The following is a 21,108-nucleotide window of genomic DNA, read 5'->3' on the forward strand; positions in this document are numbered from 1 at the left end:
CGTGGGTTCAGGCGCCGGTCTCGGCGCGCGCGTGCAGTCTCGCGGCGCGGTAGCTCGCGGGCGACGGGACCGCCGGGACCGCGCGGTCCGTGCCGGAGCGCACCCGCGCGGGCTGAGCCTTTCCGCGAGACTGCACGCGACGCGCGAGACCGTGGGTTCAGACCCCGGTCTCGGCGCGGGCGTGCAGTCTCGCGGCGGCATGGCGCGGGGCGAGCGCGATTCGTGCGGTCGCGAGGCGGTAGGGGTCGGGGAGCGCCACCCGAGGTAGGCCCGCGCCGCGAAGGATGCCGTCCAGCGCATCGGGGTCGACCAGGTCGGACCAGCCCCAATGCACGACGGAACGGATGCCTCGCGACCGGAGCCTGTGGTCACGCTCGCGGCGCGCGCGCAACAAGGCCACGGGGTCGCCGAACCGGCCGTCGTACTTGAGGTCGCCGTCAGCCTCGCCCGCGATCCCCGATCCTGGCCACCAGAAGTCGGTGCGATCGGTCGCGCCCGGACCGGTCCACTCGGTCTGCAGCTCGGGCTCCTCGTAGCCGAGCAGCTCGATGATGGCGCGGCTCGCCGACTCGAGTGTGGACTCCGCCTCCGCCCTGGCACGACGCAGAGGCCACCGGGCGATGCGGCGTCCCCGCGAGCTCGGTCTCTGCTCGTTCTGCTCGACGAGCGACTCCACGGATGCCGCGGGATCCAGGCGAAGCGCCGCGTCGGCCGCGATGAGCCCCACCACCACGTGTCGAGCGCGCGCGAGGTCGACGGCGCAGTCCGAGGGTGCGACGGCGGCGAACCCGCCGAGATCGACGACGTCCCGTACGCCCGTCGTGGTGTGCATGCGAAGGCCGGCGTGCAGGCGCGAGGTGCGGGTCGGGTCCCCCAGGGCGTGGACGACGCCGGGGTCGCCGAGAACCGGCATCCCCCAGATCGCCGCAGCCGACTCGTGGCTGAGGACGAGCCCGGGGTGCGTGAGGATCGTGGCGTGGACGCGGGCCAAATAGCGGTCCCACGCAGAGAGCTGTCGCCAAGACGCCGTCGGCGAGTAGACCCCACGCACAACGGAAACGAGCTCACCCCGTGCTGCGACACGGGCGGCGTGAGGAACGTCCCTCGCCCGTAACAGCGGCACGGGGCAGGCGACGGGGGCACGGCGGAGGACGGCGATCGCGGGCATGGCTCCGATGGTCCTCGGTCGCCGCCCGCCCGAGCGCCGTCGCACCCCGCCCGGTGGACGCCCCCAGCGCCGCACTCGCGGGGGAGGAACCGGCGCCCACCCGCGATCTCACTGCGAGACTGCACGCGCACCACGAAACCGCGGCGCCGTGCTGCAGTCTCGGCGCGGACGTGCAGTCTCGCGGAATGGGCCGGCCCGCGTCAGCCGGCGGGCGGCGCGAACACGCCGGGCCACCAGAGCGCGGCGAGGGGGTACCCCACGAATGCGATGATGTCGATGAGGACGTGCGCTACGACGAGCGGCATGACCCGGCCCCAACGCGAATACACCCAGCCGAACACAACGCCCATCGCCATGTTGCCGACGAGGGGACCGAAGCCCTGGTACGCGTGATAGGCGCCTCGCAGCGCCGCGGTCGACAGGATGATCGTCCACGTGTTCCAGCCGATCTGCCGCAGCCGGTCGAAGAGGTAGCCGACCATGATGACCTCTTCCAAGAGCCCCGCCCGCAGAGCGGCCAGCAGCAGGAGCGGCACCGTCCACCACGACGAGTCCAGCGGCGAGGCATCCACCTGCACGGTGATCCCGAGCTCCCGTCCGACCGCGTATAGCAGCAGGCCCGGCACGCCGATCACCAGGACGAGGAGCGCCCCGCCGCCCAGGTTCCGACCGAACCGCTCGAAGGTCAGCCCGATCTTCGCGAAGCCCGATCGCGCGGGCTCCCACAACAGGTAGATCGCGAGGGCGACCGGCGCGAACCCGAACACCGCGTTCAGGAACTGGCTGATGACATCCCACACCTCCGACGGTGCGGCGCCCGGGTTCAACGACGTCTGCTGATCGCCGAGCGGTGCGCGCGTCAACGCCTCGATCAGCGACAGCACGGAGTACACCGCCGATCGCCCCAGCGACAGCGCGAGGACGATCCCGATCTCCCACCACACACGCGCGCGACGACGAGGGGAGGGATCGACGGTGAGAGCGGTCGAGGTGGCCATCCGGTCAGAATGCCACGGCATCGTATGAGTGGGATGCCGGTGGCCCCACCGATCAGACTGCTTCATCGTCGGCTTCCCAAGTAAAGGCTGTGTAACGGTCTTGTGAGGGATTTGTCGCATTGCGCTCAACGTGCTTAGTGTGCTTCTCATCACGCCTGGGTCGCGAAGCCTCGACCCGGGCTTTCATTAGGTCTCATGGAGGACACTTTGAAGCGCAACAAGATCGGCGTCGCGGGCCTCGCCCTGCTCGGCGCCACCAGCCTGGTTCTCGCCGGCTGCGCCAGCTCCGGCGGCGGCACGGGCACCGAGACCGAGGGCACCGGCGGTTCGACCGACGCGGTCATCACGACCAACGGCTCCGAGCCCCAGAACCCGCTCATCCCCACGAACACCAACGAGACCGGTGGCGGTAAGGTCGTCGACTCGATCTTCGCGGGCCTCATCTCCTATGCCGCAGACGGTTCGGTCGTCAACGATGTCGCCGAGGAGATCACCACGGACTCCCCGACGCAGCTCACGGTGAAGATCCGCGAGGGCCTGAAGTTCACCGACGGCGAAGAGGTCACAGCCGACAACTTCATCAAGGCGTGGAACTACGGCGCTCTGCTGTCGAATGCTCAGAACGCCTCGTACTTCTTCGAGGACATCGAGGGCTTCAGCTACGACGAGGACTCCGAGCTGTCCGGTCTGGAGCAGGTCGACGACTACACCTTCACGATCACGCTGAACAAGCCGGCTGCTGACTTCGCGCAGCGTCTCGGCTACTCGGCGTTCTTCCCCCTTCCGGACGTCGCATTCGACGACATGAAGGCCTTCGGCGAGAACCCGATCGGCAACGGCCCCTACAAGCTGGCCGAGGAGGGCGCGTGGCAGCACGACGTCCGTATCGACCTGGTCCCCAACGAGGACTACGACGGTCCCCGTGCCGCGAAGAACGGCGGCCTCGACATCGTCTTCTACGCGACGCAGGATGCCGCGTACCAGGACCTGCAGGCGGGTAACCTCGACGTCCTCGACGCGATCCCCGACAGCGCTCTGGAGACCTATGAGTCCGACCTCGACGGTCGCTCGGTCAACCAGCCGGCCGCCATCTTCCAGTCGCTGACGATCCCCGAGTGGCTGGACGGCTTCCAGACCGACGAAGAGGGCAAGCTGCGCCGCGCCGCGATCTCGCACGCGATCAACCGCGAGCAGATCACCGACGTCATCTTCAAGGGCACCCGCACCCCCGCCAAGGACTACACCTCACCCGTCATCGACGGCTGGAGCGACTCTGTCCCGGGCAACGAGGTCCTGGACTACGATCCCGAGCTCGCCAAGGAGCTGTGGGACCAGGCGAACGCGATCCAGCCCTACAGCGGCGAGGACTTCACGATCGCCTACAACGCCGACGGCGGACACCAGACGTGGGTGGACGCGGTTGCGAACTCGATCTCCGGAGCGCTCGGGATCACCGCCGTCGGGCAGCCGTTCCCGGACTTCGCGAGCTACCTCGACGCGCGTGACAACGAGAAGGTCGGCGCTTTCCGTGCCGGTTGGCAGGCCGACTACCCCGGCCTGTACAACTTCCTCGGCCCGCTGTACGCGACCGGCGCCGGCTCGAACGACGGCAAGTACTCGGACGCGAAGTTCGACGAGCTGCTGAGCACGGGTATCAGCGAGACGGACGAGGCCGCTCGCAACGCGACCCTGCTCGAGGCGCAGTCGGTTCTGTTCGAGGACCTTCCGGCCCTCCCGCTCTGGTACTCCAACGTCAACGGCGGATGGGCCGACGGCGTGCAGAACGTCGAGTTCGGCTGGAACTCGGTGCCGCTCTACTACGAGATCACCAAGTAACCCCAGCACAGCATCACCTCGCACGAGGCGGTGACGGTCACCCGTCACCGCCTCGTGGCGTGACCCGCCTGTCTCACCGTTCTCTCAGGGGACGGGCAGAGGATGGGTGAACAGGGGCGCCGCAGAGCGGGGCCCTTCTTCGTGCGTCAGCACTGATACGTCTTTTCCCTGAAAGGGGGCCGAGGGTGGCCTATTACATCCTCCGACGGATCCTTCAGGTCATTCCGGTCTTCATCGGCGCGACCCTGTTGATCTACTACATGGTCTTCGGACTTCCGGGCGATCCCATCGCCGCACTCTTCGGTGACAAGCAGCCGCCGCAGGCCGTCATCGACGCGATCCGCGATCAGTACAAATTGAACGAGCCGTTCATCGTCCAGTACGCGAACTACCTCGGTGGCGTCCTCCGTTTCGACTTCGGGAACACCTTCTCGGGTCAGAGCGTCAACGACGTCCTCGCGAGGACCGTCCCGGTGACGATGCGTCTGGCCATCATGTCGGTCGCGATCGCCTTCGTGCTCGCCCTGGTCATCGGTGCCCTGTCCGCGGTCTGGAAGGGCTCGATCTTCGACAACGGCGCACTCGTGACGGCCCTCATCTTCATCGCCATCCCGATCTTCGTCCTCTGCTTCCTCGCGCAGTACTTCCTCGGCGTCCAGCTCGGCTGGTTCAAGCCGACCGTCGGCGGCCAGAACGACTGGGGCGACCTCTGGCTTCCCGCGATCGTCCTCGGCCTCAGCATCTATGCGTCCAGCATGCGGCTGACACGGTCGTCGATGATCGAGTCGCTGGGGCAGGACTGGGTCCGCACCGCCTACTCGAAGGGGCTGTCGCGTCGCCGCGTCATCCCTGTGCACGTGCTGCGCAACTCGATGATTCCCATGGTGACCGACACGGCGACCCAGTTCGGTGTCCTGATGGTCGGCGCCACCGTGACCGAGGGCATTTTCAACGTGCCCGGCGTCGGCAACACCCTCTTCAACGCGATCATCCGCCACGAGACTCCGACGGTCGTCTCCTTCGTCACGATCTTCGTGGTCATCTATGTGCTGGTGAACCTGGCCGTCGACCTTCTCTACGGCCTGCTCGACCCGAGGATCCGCTATGTCAAGTAACTCCACGCACTACGTGGCGCCCACCCGCACCGAGACGGTGGTGGTCGACCAGCTGCGCCTTTCCGAGAAGAAGAGCAACCTCTGGCTGGATGCCTGGCGCGACCTGCGCCGTCGTCCGACCTTCTGGATCTCGATCGTCTTCTCGCTGCTCATCATCGTGATGGCGGTCGCCCCCACCCTCTTCACCTCCGTCGCTCCGTCGGGTGGCGCCTGCGACCTCGCGAAGAGCAACGGCGGACCGGAGGCCGGCCATCCGCTGGGCTTCACGTACCTTGGCTGCGACATCTGGTCGCGTGTCGTGCACGGGACGAGCATCTCGATGTCGGTGGGCGTCCTCGCGACGGTCATCTCGACGGTCATCGGTCTCATCATGGGCACCCTTGCCGGCTTCTACGGCGGATTCCTCGACTCGCTGCTCTCGCGAGTGGGTGACATCTTCTTCACCATTCCCTACATCGTCGCCGCCGTCGTGGTGATGTCGGTGCTCGCGGAGTACAAGAACGTCTTCGTCCTCGCACTCGCGATCGGTGGGTTCTCGTGGGCGAGCACGGCTCGTATCGCTCGTGCCGAGGTCCTGCGGGTGAAGCAATCGGATTACGTGACGGCATCGATCTCGATCGGTCTTTCGCGCTTCCGGACGCTCTTGAGCCACGTCATCCCGAACGCGATGGCTCCTGTCATCGTCGTCACGACCCTCGGGCTCGGCACCGCGATCGTCGCGGAGGCGACGCTGTCCTTCCTCGGTGTCGGTCTCGGCGGCGTGTCGTGGGGCGCGGACATCAGTCAGGCGCAGTCGTCCATCCGGACGGCACCGTTCGCCCTGCTGTGGCCGTCGCTCGCCCTGACGATCTCGGTGCTCGCGTTCATCACCCTCGGCGAGTTACTGCGCGACGCCGTCGACCCGAAGTCGAGGGCCCAGCGATGACAGACGAGGCAGCGATGACAGAGAACACCGGTATCCCGTCGAGCCGTGCCTCGCTGCGCGGCAGCACCAAGGAGAGCGCCGTGTCGCAACCCCTTCTGCAGATCCGCGACCTGAAGGTCGCCTTCTCCACCGGCAAGAAGGACCGCGAGGTCCTCCACGGCGTCGACCTCGACGTCTTCCCCGGTGAGACCGTCGCGATCGTCGGCGAATCCGGTTCGGGCAAGTCGACGACGGCGGCAGCGGTCATCGATCTCCTGCCGGGTACGGGAAAGGTCACGAGCGGTTCGATCATGCTCGATGGCGTCGACCTGACGAAGGCGAGCCGCCGCGACATGGAGAACATCCGCGGTCGCGACATCGGCTATGTCCCGCAGGACCCGATGTCCAACCTGAACCCGGTTTGGTCGATCGGATTCCAGGTCGAGGAGGCCGTTCGGGCGAACGGACTGGCATCGAACCGAAAGCAGGCCCACCGACGCGCCATCGAGGTGCTGAAGCAGGCCGGTCTCGCCGATGCCGAGCGTCGTATGCACCAGTTCCCGCACCAGTTCTCGGGCGGGATGCGGCAGCGCGCCCTCATCGGCATCGGTCTCGCGGCCGACCCCAAGCTGCTGATCGCCGACGAGCCGACGAGCGCGCTCGACGTGACGGTGCAGCGCGTCATCCTCGATCACCTCGCCTCGCTCACGCGGGAGAAGGGGACGTCGGTCCTGTTCATCACCCACGACCTGGGTCTGGCCGCGGAACGCGCGGATCGCATCGTCGTGATGAACCAGGGCGAGATCGTCGAGGCGGGTCCGAGCCGCGTCATCCTCGAGAACCCGCAGCACCCCTACACCCAGCGACTGGTGGCCGCCGCTCCGAGCCTCGCCTCGCAGCGCATCCAGGCCGTCGCCGAGCGGCGCGGCGTGGAGCACATCGACGAGGTCGCCGACGCGAAGCCCGTCGTGGAGGTGCGCGACCTCGTCAAGGAGTACAAGATCCGCTCCGGCGGTTTCCGCAGCGAGCCGTTCCGCGCCGTCGACGGCGTCTCCTTCCAGATCCCGCGAGGCAAGACGCTCGCGCTCGTGGGGGAGTCCGGCTCGGGCAAGTCGACCGTCGCGAAGATGGTGCTCCAGCTCGAGCAGCCGACGAGCGGTGCCGTGATCGTCGACGGCAACGACACGTCGGGCATGAGCCGCAAGGAGATCTTCGGGCTCCGGAGCCGCATGCAGCCGGTCTTCCAGGATCCGTATGGATCCCTCGATCCGCTGCGCAGCATCGGCACCCTCATCGCGGAGCCGCTGCGCGTGCACGGTGTGGGCGACGAGAAATCCCGACGAGACCGCGTGTTCGAGCTGCTCGAGCAGGTCTCGCTCCCGCGCGAGGTCGCTTGGCGATACCCGAACGAGCTGTCGGGTGGCCAGCGTCAGCGCATCGCGATCGCGCGTGCGCTCGCGCTGAAGCCGTCGATCGTCGTCCTCGACGAGGCGGTCTCGGCCCTGGACGTTCTCGTGCAGGACCAGATCCTGCGCCTGCTCGCCGAACTGCAGTCCGAGCTCGACCTGACCTACCTCTTCATCACCCACGACCTCGCCGTCGTGCGTGTCGCGGCCGACCTGGTGTGCGTCATGGAGCAGGGCCGGGTCGTCGAGCAGGGCACGGTCGACGAGATCTTCGCGTCACCGACGCAGGAGTACACCCAGCGTCTGCTCGACGCGATCCCCGGTGCGGACATCCCGCTCGGGGGGCGTGCATGACGAGTCCCTCGGGGAGCGGGGGCGGCGGGCAGGATGCCCGCTTCCTCCGCCCTCGGGTGTTCCGGGCATCGTCGACGATGGTCTCGTTCTGGGTCGTCGTGGCGATGCTGGTGTTCTTCTTGGGGGATGCGGCGCTCCGGGGGAGCTGGCTCTTCCTCGGGCGATGGGCGGCGCTGCTCATCCTCATCGGGTGGCTCGCGTGGCTGCTCTTCTGGCGGTCCCAGGTCCGCGCGGATCGTGAGGGCGTCGTCGTCGTGAACGCTCTCCGGATCCACGACCTGCCCTGGTCCTCCGTCGAGGAGGTCGTCCAGTCGGCCCAGTTGCGCGTCGTGCTCGTCGGAGGGCGCCGCATCGACTGCTGGGGCGGCCCCTTCCCGCCGCGTCGGAAGATGACCCGGACGCCGGAAGCGGCGACGGATGCGGCGCTCATCATGGAGGCCCTGCGCGAGGCGGCCACGCCGTCCGAGCGCGTCGCGACCTCCCGCTGGGACGTCCCGGCACTCCTCACCGGGGCGGTGCTCGTGGCCCTCACGATCGCCTCTGTGACACTTGTGCATCCGTGAAGTAAAGATCGTGAAACGAACTGTTCACCGTTTGGCCGGATCGATGGGCATGTTTGTTAGCGTTGTGCGGGCGGGGCAGCGAAGCCCCGATTGGCAAGGCGTCCTCGACGCCGGAACGGCCGGAGAGGACACCCGAGACGCGTGACGCTGTACCTGATCAGGAGAATCCTGAATTACGCGATCCTCACCCTCGTAGCCACCTCCATGGCCTACGTGCTCGCGAGCATCGGACTGGTTCCCGAACGACGGTTCCTCCAGCGGAACCCTCCCGTACCGCAGTCGACCATCGACGGCATCCTGGACCGCTGGGGCGTCAACCCCGAAGACCCGCTGCTGCTCCGTCTCTTCCGGTGGCTCGGCAACCTTTTCACGCAGGGATCCCTCGGTCTGACCACGGGTAACCAGCCGGTCGTCGAGCAGATCTTCACGCGTGCGGGCGTCAGCCTGCAGCTGCTCCTGGTGGGATCGATCCTCGGCGCCATCCTGGGTGTGATCCTGGGCGTCTGGGGCGCGGTACGCCAGTACCGGACGAGCGACCGCATCGTCACGGCCGCGTCCTACCTGCTCTTCGCGACCCCCACTGTCGTGATGGCCATCCTGCTGATGATCCTCGCCACCTACTTCAACCAGGCGGCGGGATCGCAGATCATCCGGTTCACGGGGCAGTACTCGCCGGGCATCCCGAACGAGTTCTGGCCGCAGCTGGGCGACCGGCTCTCCCACCTGCTGCTGCCCACCCTGGTCCTGATCCTGGGCGCCGCCGCGTCGTACAGCCGGTATCAGCGCAGCGCGATGCTCGACGTCCTCGGTGCCGACTACATCCGGACCGCCCGGTCGAAGGGTCGCACCCGCGGGTCCGCCCTCGTCCGCCACGGTGTGCGCGTCGCCCTCATCCCGATGTCGACCTTCTTCGCCTACAGCTTCGGCACTCTGGTCGCGGGCGCGACGATGCTCGAGATCATGTTCGGCTGGCACGGAATGGGCGAGCTCACCATCCAGGCCGTGCAGCAGGACGACATCAACGCGGTGGCGGGTTCGACGATGTTCGTCGCGGTCCTGATCCTGTGCTCGTCGACGCTCTCCGAAATCTTGTACGCCGCCCTCGACCCGCGCGTGCGGAGGTAATCATGGTCATCCCTCTCGAACAGTCGGCCGAGGTCGCGGAGCTCTCGGTCTCCGCCGACCAGAAGCCGCGCAAGCCGCTCACCCGGTCGCGCCTGATCTGGCAGCGCCTGCGCTCGTCGAAGCAGTTCTGGATCGGATCGACGGTTCTCGTGGCCATCGTGCTGTGGGCCGTCGTCGGGCCGCTGGTCTGGCCGATTTCGCACACGACGCGCGACTACTTCTCCCTGAACCAGGCGCCGAGCCCCGCGCACCCGTTCGGCACCGACACGCTCGGGTACGACCTGTTCGCCCAGACGATGGCCGGGCTGCGAATCTCGCTGATCGTCGGATTCGTCGCCGGCCCCCTGGCAACGCTCATCGCCGGCTTCGTCGGCGCGATCGCCGGGTACGTCGGGGGATGGAGCGACAAGGTCATCGTGTGGTTCATCGACCTGCTCCTCGTGCTGCCCGCCTTCTTCATCCTGGTGCTGCTGTTCCCGTTCTTCCGGGAGTCCGGCTGGATCGTCATGACCTTCTTCCTCGCCCTGTTCGGCTGGATGATCATGGCGCAGGTGATCCGCTCGCAGACACGGTCGCTGCGCGAGCGCGAGTTCGTGAAGGCGGCACGGTACATGGGCTTCGGCACGTGGTCGGTCGTCACCCGCCACGTCGTCCCGAACGTCGCCTCGCTGCTCATCATCGACGCCACCCTGGGTGTGGGGGCCATGATCCTCGCCGAGACGAGCCTCAGCTTCTTCGGTTTCGGCGTGCAGGCGCCCGAGGTCTCGCTCGGCACCCTCATCGCCGCGGGCAACACCGCCGCGGCCACCCGCCCCTGGCTGTTCGTCTTCCCCGCCGGCACTCTTGTCGTTCTGCTGCTGAGCCTGAGCCTCGTCGGTGACGCGCTCCGCGACGCCATCGACCCCACGTCAGGAGCCAACCGTGGTTGACGAATTGCTGCACTCGGTCGAGACGAGCGCCCGCGAACGTGGCCGCCCGATCCTCGAGGTCAAGAACCTCTCCGTCACGTTCCCGCAGCGCGACCGGCCACCCGTCCGCGCCGTGCGCGATGTCAGCTACACGATCCACGAGGGCGAGTTCCTCGGCATCGTGGGGGAGTCGGGTTCCGGCAAATCGGTGTCCTCCCTCGCCGTCATGGGGCTGCTGCCCGATACAGCTCAGATCGAGGGTGAGATCCTCTTCCAGGGGCAGAACCTCCTCACCCTCGACGACCGGCGACTCTCCGGCATCCGCGGCCGCGAACTGGCGATCATCTTCCAGGACCCGCTGTCGGCGCTGACCCCCGTCTACACCGTGGGCGACCAGATCTCGGAGGCGCTGCGCCTGCACGACTCGGCACTCAGCAAGCAGGCGGCAGCCGCGCGCGCCGTCGAGCTGCTGAAGATCGTCGGCATCCCCGACGCGCCCCGTCGCGCCAAGGCCTTCCCGCACGAGTTCTCCGGCGGCATGCGTCAGCGGGCGATGATCGCCATCGCGATCGCCAACAACCCGCGCCTGATCATCGCGGACGAGCCGACGACCGCGCTCGACGTCACGATCCAGGCGCAGATCCTCGAGGTGCTCGAGGAGGCGAAGCGCATCACCGGTGCGGCCGTCTCGCTCATCACGCACGACCTCGGGGTCGTTGCCGGCCACGCCGACAACGTCGGCGTGATGTACGCCGGCAAGATGGTCGAGTACGGCAGCGTCGAGACGATCTTCCGCGAACCGGTGATGCCGTACACCGTCGGTCTGCTGCGGTCCGTCCCGAACATCCGCACGGCCGGGACCGAGCGACTCGTGCCGCTCGAGGGGCGTCCGCCGTCCCTCGCGTCGCTTCCGAAGGGCTGCCCGTTCGCGGCGCGATGCCCCGCCGCGGTCGCGGTGTGCCACGAGGTCGAGCCCGAACTGGTCCCCGCCGGACGCGCCGTCGGTCAGCTCGCCGCCTGCCACCGCTCGGACGAGCTGGCGGAGGGGACGCTCCGTCGCTCCGACATCTTCCCGCGCCCCGAGCCGCTGCCGGCAGAGATCGTCGCCGAGACCACCGATGCGCCGATCGTCGAGGTGCGCGACCTCAAGCGCCACTTCCCGCTGTACCGGGGCGGGGTGTTCCGTCGCCGGGTGGGCGACGTCAAGGCGGTCGACGGCGTCTCCTTCGACCTGCGGGAGGGCCGCGTGCTCGCCCTGGTGGGGGAGTCCGGATGCGGCAAGACGACCACCATCCTCGAGATGATGGAGCTCACCGCCCCGCAGGGTGGGCGGATCACCTTCAACGGGAAGGACGTCGCGTCGCTGACCCGCAAGGGTCGACGCGACCTGCGACGCGACATCCAGATCGTGTTCCAGGATCCCGCCGCCGCCGTCGACCCGCGACTGCCGATCGGCGAGGTCATCGCGGAGCCGCTTCTCGTGCACGACGTCCCCAAGGCCCAGCGCGACGAACGTGTCGTGGAGCTCCTCGAACTCGTGGGGCTCGATCCCGCCATGGCGGACCGTTACCCGCACGAGTTCTCGGGCGGTCAGCGGCAACGCATCGGCATCGCGCGGGCACTCGCCACGAACCCGAAGGTGCTCGTCCTCGACGAGCCCGTCTCGGCCCTCGACGTGTCGATCCAGGCGGGTGTCATCAACCTGCTGCAGGACTTGCGCGACCGACTGGGGCTGTCGATGGTGTTCGTCGCCCACGACCTGGCGGTCGTGCGTCAGCTGGCCGATGACGTGTCGGTGATGTACCTGGGACGGATCGTCGAGTCCGGCCCGATCGCGGAGGTCTTCAGCAACCCCCGGCATCCGTACACCCAGGCGCTCATGTCGGCGGCCCCCATCCCCGACCCGCACATCGAGCGCACGCGCGAGCGCGTCCTCCTGGACGGCGACCTGCCGAGCCCGGCCGTCGAGATCCAGGGATGCCGCTTCCGTACCCGGTGCCCGCTGTTCCGTCTCCTCCCCGAGGAGGACCAGCGGCGGTGCCTGGGGGAGTACCCCGAGCTGGCGAGGCACGGCCGCGTCGAGGTCTCCTGCCACCACGTCGACAAGAACGTCCTCGTCGTCACCTGACCCCTGAACTCCGTCTTATCCGGCGGACCCAAGAAGAAAGTAGATGCACATGATCCGTAAGACAGCACTTGCGGGTCTTGCTGTGCTCAGTGCGGGAGCTCTCATGCTCACCGCCTGTGCTGGCGGGACCACGTCGTCGCCGTCGCCGTCCTCCTCGGCGTCGCCCGAATCGCTCCCCCTTGTCGGCTACGAGGCGGTGGACTACGGCGACCTCACCGACGGTGGCACGCTCAACCTCTCCGTCACGAGCAGCCCGACCGATGAGGGCAGCTGGAATCCGAACCACGCGCTGGCGGCCAACGTCGACGTGCAGAAGCTCCTCGAGCCCACGCTCTCGTCGATGTGGACTGTCGCGGACGACGGCAGCTGGACTGCCAACCCGGACTACGCCACGTCGATCGAGCTGACGAGCGAGGACCCGCAGGTCGTCACCGTCAAGCTGAACGAGAACGCCGTCTGGCCCGATGGCAAGTCCATCACTGCCGAGGATTACGTCGCGACGTACGCCGCCGCCGGTGGCGCCGCTGACGGGTACGAGACGGTCCCGTCGTCGGTCTTCGACGCGATCGACACGGCCGAGGTCGTCAGTGACTTCGAGTACACGGTCACCTTCAAGGGTGCCTATGCCGACTGGCCCAGCCTGTTCCTGACCCCGGTGCTGCCGGCGGACATCGCCACGGACAAGGAGGCCTTCAACAGCGGCTTCGCGTCCGAGGCCGTCCCCTCCGCGGGCCCGTACGTCGTCGACGAGATCGACAACAGCGCCAAGATCTTCAAGCTGGTGCCCAACCCCAACTGGTGGGGCGCGAACGCTCCGAAGCTCGACGGGATCACCTTCAAGGTCATCGCCCAGGAGACGCTCCCGCAGGCTTACGCCAACGACGAGATCGACTCGCTCGAGATCCAGACGCCCGACGCACTCGAGACCGCCAGCAGCAAGGCGGGCGCCGTCGTCGGCCGTTCCGGCGGTGTGACCTGGTCGCACCTGACGTTCAACGCCACCGCGGCGCCGTTCGACGACGTCAACGTCCGCAAGGCGATCGGCATGGCGATCGACCGCGAGCTCATCGCTCGGGTCGCGAACGAGCCCCTGGGCGCCCCGGCCACCACCCTCGGCGACTGGATCTTCATGCCCGGCCAGGCCGGTTACAGCGATGTCTTCGGCGATGTCATCGGCAGTGACACCGACGCCGCCGAGAGCCTCCTCGAAGAGGCAGGCTGGACGAAGGGCGACGACGGCTGGACGAAGGACGGCGAGACCCTTACCTTCGCCATCACCGTTCCGGCCGGCACGCAGTCGAACATCAACCGCGCTCTCGGTGTCCAGGACTCCCTGGCTCGCATCGGTGTCGAGGTCACGCTCAACGAGGTTCCCAGCGAGAACTACTTCACCAACATCGACGCGGGTGACTTCCAGGCCGTGACGTTCGGTTGGCAGGGCACCCTGTTCCCGATCTCGTCCGCCGAGACGATCTACACGCCCGCTGACTCCCCGCAGAACTACGCGGGCGTCACGGACGACCGTCTCGCCGGCCTCTGGGAAGAGGCGAACGCCGAGCTCGACGAGGATGCACGCCTCGGTATCGCGAAGGAGATCAACGAGGTGATCGCCGACTTCCTGCCGAGCGTTCCGATCTACCCCTACCCCGAGGTCGTCGCGACCGATGAGGGGCTCGCGAACTACGGCACCGCCACGTTCAAGAGCACCGATTGGACGATGGTCGGCTACACCGAGTGATCCGAGGATCTCTCACCTGCATCACCTGATCACCGGCGGGGCGGGGACCGAAAGGTCCTCGCCCCGTCGGCGTGTCGCGGGCTGCGGTAAAGTGGACTGCCGGCATCCCGGCATCATCCCTCTCTGCAAGGAATTCCCTTCATGGCGCACGCCCTCCGTCCTGACCTCCGTAACGTCGCGATCGTCGCGCACGTCGACCACGGCAAGACGACGCTCGTCGACGCCATGCTCCGCCAGACCGGCTCGTTCGGCGAACACGCGCACGTCGAGGAGCGGGCGATGGACTCGAACGATCTCGAGCGTGAGAAGGGCATCACGATCCTCGCCAAGAACACGGCGATCACGTACAACGGCATCCACACCGATCAGCCGATCACCATCAACGTGATCGACACCCCCGGCCACGCGGACTTCGGCGGCGAGGTCGAGCGCGGCCTGTCGATGGTCGACGGCGTCGTCCTGCTGGTGGATGCCTCCGAGGGCCCGCTCCCGCAGACGCGATTCGTCCTGCGCAAGGCGCTCGAGGCGAAGCTCCCGGTCATCCTGCTCGTGAACAAGACCGACCGCCCCGACGCCCGCATCGCCGAGGTCGAGGAGGAGGCCCACGACCTGCTGCTGGGTCTCGCGTCGGACCTGCAGGACGACGTCCCCGACCTCGACGTCGACGCGCTGCTCGACGTTCCGGTCGTCTACGCCTCCGGCCGCGCCGGTGCCGCCTCGCGCACCCGGCCTGACAACGGATCGCTGCCCGACAACGATGACCTCGAGCCGCTGTTCGAAGCCATCCTCGAGCATGTCCCGGCGCCGTCCTACGACGACGACGCGCCCCTGCAGGCCTGGGTCACCAACCTCGACTCCTCGCCGTTCCTCGGCCGCCTGGCTCTGCTGCGCGTCTTCAACGGCACGCTGAAGAAGGGGCAGACGGTCGCCTGGGTCCGCGCCGACGGCACGACGAGCAACGCCCGCATCACCGAGCTCCTGAAGACCCGCGCCCTCGAGCGCTACCCGGCCGAGTCCGCCGGCCCCGGCGACATCGTCGCCATCGCGGGCTTCGAGAACATCACGATCGGCGAGACGATCGCCGACCCCGAGGACGTCCGCCCGCTCCCGGCCATCACGGTCGACGACCCGGCCATCTCGATGACGATCGGTACCAACACCTCGCCCCTCATGGGCAAGGTCAAGGGTCACAAGCTCACCGCGCGCATGGTCAAGGACCGCCTCGACCGCGAGCTCATCGGCAACGTGTCGCTGAAGGTCGTCGACATCGGCCAGCCCGACGCGTGGGAGGTCCAGGGTCGCGGCGAGCTCGCCCTGGCGATCCTCGTCGAGAACATGCGGCGCGAGGGCTTCGAGCTCACCGTCGGAAAGCCGCAGGTCGTCACCCGCCGCGACGAGAACGGCAAGCTCACCGAGCCGTTCGAGCACCTCACGATCGACGCCCCCGAAGAGCACCTCGGTGCCATCACGCAGCTCATGGCCGGCCGCAAGGGTCGCATGGAGACCATGACCAACCACGGCACCGGCTGGGTGCGCATGGAGTTCATCGTCCCGTCGCGCGGTCTCATCGGCTTCCGGAGCGAGTTCCTCACGATCACCCGCGGCACCGGCATCGCCAACGCGATCTCGCACGGTTACGACGAGTGGGCGGGTGCGATCTCGACGCGGCAGAACGGCTCGATCGTCGCGGACCGCTCCGGTGTCGTGACGCCGTTCGCCATGATCGCGCTGCAGGAGCGCATGAGCTTCTTCGTGCAGCCGACCGAAGAGGTCTACGAGGGCATGGTCATCGGCGAGAACTCGCGCGCCGACGACATGGACGTCAACATCACCAAGGAGAAGAAGCTCACGAACATGCGTTCGTCGACCTCCGACTCCTTCGAGTCGATGACGCCGCCGCGCCAGCTCACGCTCGAGGAGAGCCTCGAGTTCGCCCGCGACGACGAATGCGTCGAGGTCACCCCCGAGAAGGTGCGCATCCGCAAGGTCGTGCTCGACGCGACCGAGCGCGGCCGCACGGCGTCGCGCCTGAAGCGCCAGGACGCCGGCTCCTGACGCGATGGCGGTGACGGGGGAGGAGCCGCCGACACGTCGAGCTTGGCGGGACTCCCTCGGCGTCGCACTGGCGACGAGCGCGTACGGGGTGTCCTTCGGCGCCCTGGCGGTGGCATCCGGTCTCGACGTCTGGCAGACCTGCGTGCTGAGTCTGTTCATGTTCACCGGTGGATCGCAGTTCGCCTTCGTCGGCGTGATCGGCGGCGGAGGCCTGCCGGGCGCGGCGATCGCCTCGGCGGGTCTGCTCGGCATGCGCAACGTGGCCTACGGCCTGCGGATGTCGCCGGTCGTGGGACCGGGCTTCTGGCGCCGGGCCGCGGCATCCCACTTCACGATCGACGAGTCCACGGCGGTCGCCCTCGCGCAGACGGATGCCGGTGCGCGCCGCATCGGCTTCTGGGTGACCGGCATCGGCATCTACCTCGGCTGGAACCTCACGACGCTCGCGGGCGCGCTCCTCGGCGACGTCCTCGGTGACGTCCGGACCTACGGACTGGATGCCGCAGCGGCCGGCGCGTTCCTCGCCCTGCTCTGGCCGCGTCTGCGCCGTCGTCAGGCGATCGCGTTGGGGGCCGCGGCGGCGGTCGTCGCGGCGATCTCGATACCGTTGCTCATGCCGGGTATCCCTGTCCTCGTGGCCGCGGTCGTCGCCCTCGCCGTCGGATGGACGAACTGGCTGGGCGATCGTGACACGACGTCCCCGAAGGTCGCGTCATGACGCTCTGGCACGCCATCCTCCTCGCCTCGATCGTCTGCGTCGCGCTGAAGACCGTGGGCTACCTCGTGCCGCCGGCGTGGTTCGATGCGCCACGTCCGTCGCGCACGATCGACCTCCTCACCGTCGCCCTGCTCGCAGCCCTCGTCGTCGTCCAGACGCTGGGTGCCGGACAGGCCGTCGTCGTCGACGCCCGGCTGCCCGCCGTCCTCGTCGCGGCCGGGCTCCTCGTGATCCGCGCGCCGTTCCTGGTCGTGGTGGTGGCGGCCGCCGCGACCGCTGCGCTCCTTCGCCTGTGGGGGTGGGCGGCGTGACCTCCCCGACCGCTCAGGGGCCGCGCGCCTAGACTGTGCAGGTGAACGCCCTGCTCGCCCGGATCGCCACCTGGGTCCTCGCCGCCGTCATCGGTGTGGTCTACGGGGTGGCCGGCACCATCGGCCAGGCGGCCGTCTGGGGAGTGATTCCGGTCGGCCTGGTGGTCGCGTCCATCGGATTCACCGCGCTCCTGATCGCCGTGCGCACCCTGACGGGCGAGCGCGCCTCGGCCCTCGCCTGCGGGCTCGGCGCGATGATCGCGACCCTGCTGTTCGCCAACGAGGGGCCTGGCGGCTCCGTCGTCGTCCCCGCGCCGCCGGAGGGGGCGACGATCACGCCCGGTCTCATCTGGACGTTCCTCGTGCCCCTGGTCGCCGCCCTGGTCGTGGCGTGGCCGTCGGCATCCCGCTTCCGATCCACGAACTAGACTCGATCCCGTGACGTATGTGATCGCTCTCCCGTGCGTGGATGTCAAAGACCGAGCCTGCATCGACGAGTGCCCCGTCGACTGCATCTACGAAGGCGAGCGGTCGCTCTACATCCACCCGGACGAGTGCGTCGACTGCGGCGCGTGCGAGCCGGTCTGCCCGGTCGAGGCGATCTACTACGAGGACGACCTCCCGGCCGAGTGGCAGGACTACTACACCGCGAACGTGGAGTTCTTCGAGGACATCGGCTCGCCCGGCGGCGCCGCGAAGGTCGGAGTGATCGCCAAGGATCACCCCGTCATCGCGGCTCTCCCTCCGCAGGCGCACTGACCTCTCATGAGCGTCCGCGACCTCGCCGACTACCCATGGGACGCCGTCGCCCCCTATGCGGAGCGCGCCCGGCAGCATCCTGACGGCATCGTCGACCTGTCGATCGGGTCGCCCGTCGACCCCACTCCGGACGTGATCGCCGATGCGCTGCAGCGGGCGACCGACGCCCACGCGTATCCGCAGACGGTCGGTAGTCCGGCGCTGCGCGAGGCGATCGCCGGGTGGTACGCGCGGCGTCGCGGCGTTCCCGGCCTCACGCCCGCACACGTGTTCCCGACGGTGGGCTCGAAGGAGCTCGTGGCGCTCCTGCCGCTGCTGCTCGCACTCGGACCCGGCGACACCGTCGTCCACCCGCGAGCGGCATACCCCTCGTACGAGGTGGGTGCGCGCCTCGTCGGCGCCGATGCACTCGCGTCCGACGACCCCGACGAATGGCCTGAGACCACGCGCCTGGTCTGGCTCAACTCGCCCGGCAACCCTGACGGTCGCGTGCTGGGCATCGACGACCTCCGGCGCGCCGTCCGACGCGCGCGGGAACTGGGGGCCGTGCTCGCCTCCGACGAGTGCTACGCCGAACTCGGGTGGGACGGGCCGTGGGCGGATGCCGCGGCGCCGAGCGTCCTCGACCCCCGGGTGACCGGCGGGGACCTGACCGGGCTGCTGTCGGTCTACTCCCTCAGCAAGCAGTCCAACCTCGCGGGGTATCGTGCAGCGTTCCTCGCGGGTGACGTCGAGCTGGTGGCGGGCCTCGTCACGGCTCGGAAGCACCTCGGACTGATGGTGCCCGGCCCCGTGCAGGCGGCCATGGTCGCGGCGCTGGGCGACGACGACCACGTCGAGCATCAGCGCGCGCTGTACCGGGCGCGTCGCGACATCCTCAAGCCGGCCGTCGAGGCGGCGGGTTTCCGGATCGATCACAGCGAGGGCGGGCTCTATCTGTGGGCCACCGCCGGGGAGGACGCGTGGGAGTCGATCGCCCGGCTCGCCGAGCTCGGGATCCTCGCCGGCCCGGGACACTTCTACGGCGCCCACTACCCGCAGCACGTGCGCTTCTCGCTGACGGCGACCGACGATCGCATCGCGGCGGCCGCGGGGCGATTGACCGCATCCTCGTAGCATCTTCGTAGGTTTCCTCTCACGGATGCCGCGATCCGTTGGGCGCGTCAGGAGAGGCGCCATCTCCCCGTTAGGCTGTAGAGACCGCTCCCGACGACCGCAAGGAGGCTTCGTGACCAACGCGGACACCCCTCAGAAGGCCACCGTGACCATTGGTGACACGACCGCGGAGCTTCCGCTCGTCGCCGGGAGCGAAGGGGTGCCGAGTGTCGACTTCTCCTCGTTCACGAGGCAGACCGGGTACACCTCGCTCGACTACGGTTTCGTGAACACGGCGTCGACGAAGTCCGCCATCACGTACATCGACGGCGACCAGGGGATCCTGCGGTACCGCGGGTACCCGATCGAACAGCTCGCCCAGCACAGCACCTACCTCGAGGTGGCGTGGCTTCTGCTGTACGGCGAGCTCCCCACGGCCGACGAGCTGGCGGACTGGGACGAGAAGATCCGCCGTCACACGCTGCTCCACGAGGACCTCAAGCACTTCTTCTCGGCGCTGCCGCACACGGCGCACCCGATGTCGGTGCTCTCGGCCGCGACTGCCGCGCTCTCGACGTACTACGAGGGGCAGAGCGACCCGCACAACCCCGAGCACGTCGAGCTCAACACCATCCGCATGCTCGCGAAGCTTCCCGTGATCGCGGCGTACGCGCACAAGAAGAGCATCGGGCACGCGTTCCTGTACCCGGACAACTCGCTGAGCTTCGTCGACAATTTTCTGAAGCTGAACTTCGGCAACAACGCCGAGCCGTACGAGATCAACCCGGTCATGTCGCGCGCCCTGGAGCGGCTGCTGATCCTGCACGAAGACCACGAGCAGAACGCCTCGACCTCGACGGTCCGTCTGGTCGGATCGACGGGCGCCAACCAGTTCTCCTCGATCTCGGCGGGCATCAACGCCCTCTACGGACCGCTGCACGGCGGCGCCAACGAGGCCGTGCTCGACATGCTCGCCCGCATCCGGGATTCGGGCGAGAGCGTGCAGCGCTTCGTCGAGCGGGTGAAGAACAAGGAGGACGGTGTCAAGCTCATGGGCTTCGGGCACCGCGTCTACAAGAACTACGACCCGCGCGCGAAGCTCGTGAAGGAGTCGGCCGACGAGGTCCTGCGCGAGCTCGGCGTCGAGGATCCGCTCCTCGCCCTCGCCAACGAGCTCGAGGAGATCGCGCTCAACGACGACTACTTCAAAGAGCGTCGCCTCTATCCGAACGTCGACTTCTACACCGGCGTCATCTACAAGGCGATGGGCTTCCCCACCCGCATGTTCACGCCGTTGTTCGCGATCGGCCGCCTTCCCGGCTGGCTCGCACACTGGCGCGAGATGCAGAACGACCCGCAGACGAAGATCGGTCGTCCGCAGCAGCTGTACACGGGAGCGACGGAGCGGGATTACCCCGTCTCGCGCTGACCGGACGCCCCGCAGCCCGCTATGGTGTGCGCATGGGGTGGATGCCGGGGGTAGGTCTGTCCGTCGACGACTCGGGTTTCGTCGATGACAGCGGGTACATCGATGACGGTGTCGTGGGTGTGCCGCCCGGAATCGACGGCGGCATGATGGACCCGGGCGGAATCGGCGACGCGGCGTCGGGTTTCTCCGCGATGGTCGGGCTGGTCATCGTCCTGGGGATCGTCGGGGCGATCTTCGGTCTCGTCATCCGGGCGCGGAAGTACCGGATCCTGAGTGACGCCGGCATCGATCCATTCACCGTCGACGCGCAGATCGCCGCCCGCGTGCTCCGCAGCGATGTGCTCGCGCCGGCCCCGACGGAGACCGTCGCCGATACTGCCGCGCCACCGCCGACGATCGAGCAGCGACTCATCGAGCTCGACGACCTGCGTTCTCGCGGGATCATCAGCGACGAGGAGCACCGCGAGGCGCGTGCCGCGGTTCTCCGGGGCTGATTCC

19 protein-coding genes are annotated in these 21,108 nt (G+C 68.2%); 17 read left to right on the forward strand and 2 right to left on the reverse strand.

Annotation, left to right across the window (positions count from 1 at the left end; all coding sequences use genetic code 11):
* Window positions 1-157: 157 nt before the first annotated feature.
* On the reverse strand, window positions 158-991 hold the full coding sequence (locus ACIGEP_RS03585) for a hypothetical protein (RefSeq protein WP_396660252.1): 834 nt from the start codon (window positions 989-991) through the stop codon (window positions 158-160).
* A 377-nt stretch (window positions 992-1,368) separates the two neighbouring features.
* Complete coding sequence (locus ACIGEP_RS03590) at window positions 1,369-2,166, reverse strand: CPBP family intramembrane glutamic endopeptidase (protein WP_396660253.1); 798 nt, start codon at window positions 2,164-2,166, stop codon at window positions 1,369-1,371.
* 195 nt (window positions 2,167-2,361) lie between these two features.
* Here ACIGEP_RS03590 and ACIGEP_RS03595 point away from each other — a divergent pair, with 195 nt between their 5' ends.
* The 17 genes from ACIGEP_RS03595 (at window position 2,362) to ACIGEP_RS03675 (ending at window position 21,104) form a co-directional block, all read left to right on the forward strand.
* Window positions 2,362-4,002: an ABC transporter substrate-binding protein gene (locus ACIGEP_RS03595; RefSeq protein WP_396660254.1), complete on the forward strand. Its 1,641-nt coding sequence runs from the start codon at window positions 2,362-2,364 to the stop codon at window positions 4,000-4,002.
* A gap of 185 nt (window positions 4,003-4,187) precedes the next feature.
* Window positions 4,188-5,117, forward strand: a complete 930-nt coding sequence (locus ACIGEP_RS03600) for an ABC transporter permease (protein WP_396660255.1) — start codon at window positions 4,188-4,190, stop codon at window positions 5,115-5,117.
* Window positions 5,107-6,042: an ABC transporter permease gene (locus ACIGEP_RS03605; protein ID WP_396660256.1), complete on the forward strand. Its 936-nt coding sequence runs from the start codon at window positions 5,107-5,109 to the stop codon at window positions 6,040-6,042. The genes ACIGEP_RS03600 and ACIGEP_RS03605 overlap by 11 nt, the downstream gene beginning before the upstream one ends.
* 14 nt (window positions 6,043-6,056) lie before the next feature.
* On the forward strand, window positions 6,057-7,781 hold the full coding sequence (locus tag ACIGEP_RS03610) for an ABC transporter ATP-binding protein (RefSeq protein WP_396660257.1): 1,725 nt from the start codon (window positions 6,057-6,059) through the stop codon (window positions 7,779-7,781).
* Window positions 7,778-8,344, forward strand: a complete 567-nt coding sequence (locus ACIGEP_RS03615; RefSeq protein ID WP_396660258.1) for a hypothetical protein — start codon at window positions 7,778-7,780, stop codon at window positions 8,342-8,344. The genes ACIGEP_RS03610 and ACIGEP_RS03615 overlap by 4 nt, the downstream gene beginning before the upstream one ends.
* A gap of 141 nt (window positions 8,345-8,485) precedes the next feature.
* Window positions 8,486-9,469 (forward strand): ABC transporter permease, encoded by a 984-nt coding sequence (locus tag ACIGEP_RS03620; RefSeq protein WP_396660259.1) that lies wholly within the window; start codon window positions 8,486-8,488, stop codon window positions 9,467-9,469.
* 2 nt (window positions 9,470-9,471) lie between these two features.
* Entirely contained in the window at window positions 9,472-10,398 is a 927-nt protein-coding gene (locus ACIGEP_RS03625; RefSeq protein WP_396660260.1) for an ABC transporter permease, read from the forward strand.
* Window positions 10,399-10,402: 4 nt separating this feature from the next.
* Window positions 10,403-12,505 (forward strand): dipeptide ABC transporter ATP-binding protein, encoded by a 2,103-nt coding sequence (locus tag ACIGEP_RS03630; RefSeq protein ID WP_396661010.1) that lies wholly within the window; start codon window positions 10,403-10,405, stop codon window positions 12,503-12,505.
* Window positions 12,506-12,554: 49 nt separating this feature from the next.
* Window positions 12,555-14,243, forward strand: a complete 1,689-nt coding sequence (locus tag ACIGEP_RS03635) for an ABC transporter family substrate-binding protein (RefSeq protein ID WP_396660261.1) — start codon at window positions 12,555-12,557, stop codon at window positions 14,241-14,243.
* A gap of 141 nt (window positions 14,244-14,384) precedes the next feature.
* On the forward strand, window positions 14,385-16,298 hold the full coding sequence (gene typA, locus ACIGEP_RS03640) for a translational GTPase TypA (protein WP_396660262.1): 1,914 nt from the start codon (window positions 14,385-14,387) through the stop codon (window positions 16,296-16,298).
* A 4-nt stretch (window positions 16,299-16,302) separates the two neighbouring features.
* Window positions 16,303-17,016: an AzlC family ABC transporter permease gene (locus tag ACIGEP_RS03645; protein WP_396660263.1), complete on the forward strand. Its 714-nt coding sequence runs from the start codon at window positions 16,303-16,305 to the stop codon at window positions 17,014-17,016.
* Window positions 17,013-17,327, forward strand: a complete 315-nt coding sequence (locus ACIGEP_RS03650) for an AzlD domain-containing protein (RefSeq protein ID WP_064001805.1) — start codon at window positions 17,013-17,015, stop codon at window positions 17,325-17,327. The genes ACIGEP_RS03645 and ACIGEP_RS03650 overlap by 4 nt, the downstream gene beginning before the upstream one ends.
* A gap of 41 nt (window positions 17,328-17,368) precedes the next feature.
* The gene (locus ACIGEP_RS03655; protein WP_396660264.1) at window positions 17,369-17,755 is read left to right on the forward strand and encodes a DUF6113 family protein; all 387 of its coding nucleotides are present in this window, start codon (window positions 17,369-17,371) and stop codon (window positions 17,753-17,755) included.
* 10 nt (window positions 17,756-17,765) lie between these two features.
* A complete protein-coding gene (gene fdxA, locus ACIGEP_RS03660) occupies window positions 17,766-18,086 on the forward strand; it encodes a ferredoxin (RefSeq protein ID WP_396660265.1) in 321 nt (106 codons plus the stop codon).
* A gap of 6 nt (window positions 18,087-18,092) precedes the next feature.
* The gene (gene dapC, locus ACIGEP_RS03665) at window positions 18,093-19,202 is read left to right on the forward strand and encodes a succinyldiaminopimelate transaminase (RefSeq protein ID WP_396660266.1); all 1,110 of its coding nucleotides are present in this window, start codon (window positions 18,093-18,095) and stop codon (window positions 19,200-19,202) included.
* Between the two features lie 112 nt (window positions 19,203-19,314).
* Window positions 19,315-20,610, forward strand: a complete 1,296-nt coding sequence (locus tag ACIGEP_RS03670) for a citrate synthase (protein WP_396660267.1) — start codon at window positions 19,315-19,317, stop codon at window positions 20,608-20,610.
* 32 nt (window positions 20,611-20,642) lie between these two features.
* Window positions 20,643-21,104: an SHOCT domain-containing protein gene (locus ACIGEP_RS03675; RefSeq protein ID WP_396660268.1), complete on the forward strand. Its 462-nt coding sequence runs from the start codon at window positions 20,643-20,645 to the stop codon at window positions 21,102-21,104.
* Window positions 21,105-21,108 lie beyond the last annotated feature (4 nt).

Source organism: Microbacterium sp. NPDC077663 (genome assembly GCF_044542795.1).
Taxonomy (GTDB): Bacteria; Actinomycetota; Actinomycetes; order Actinomycetales; family Microbacteriaceae; genus Microbacterium.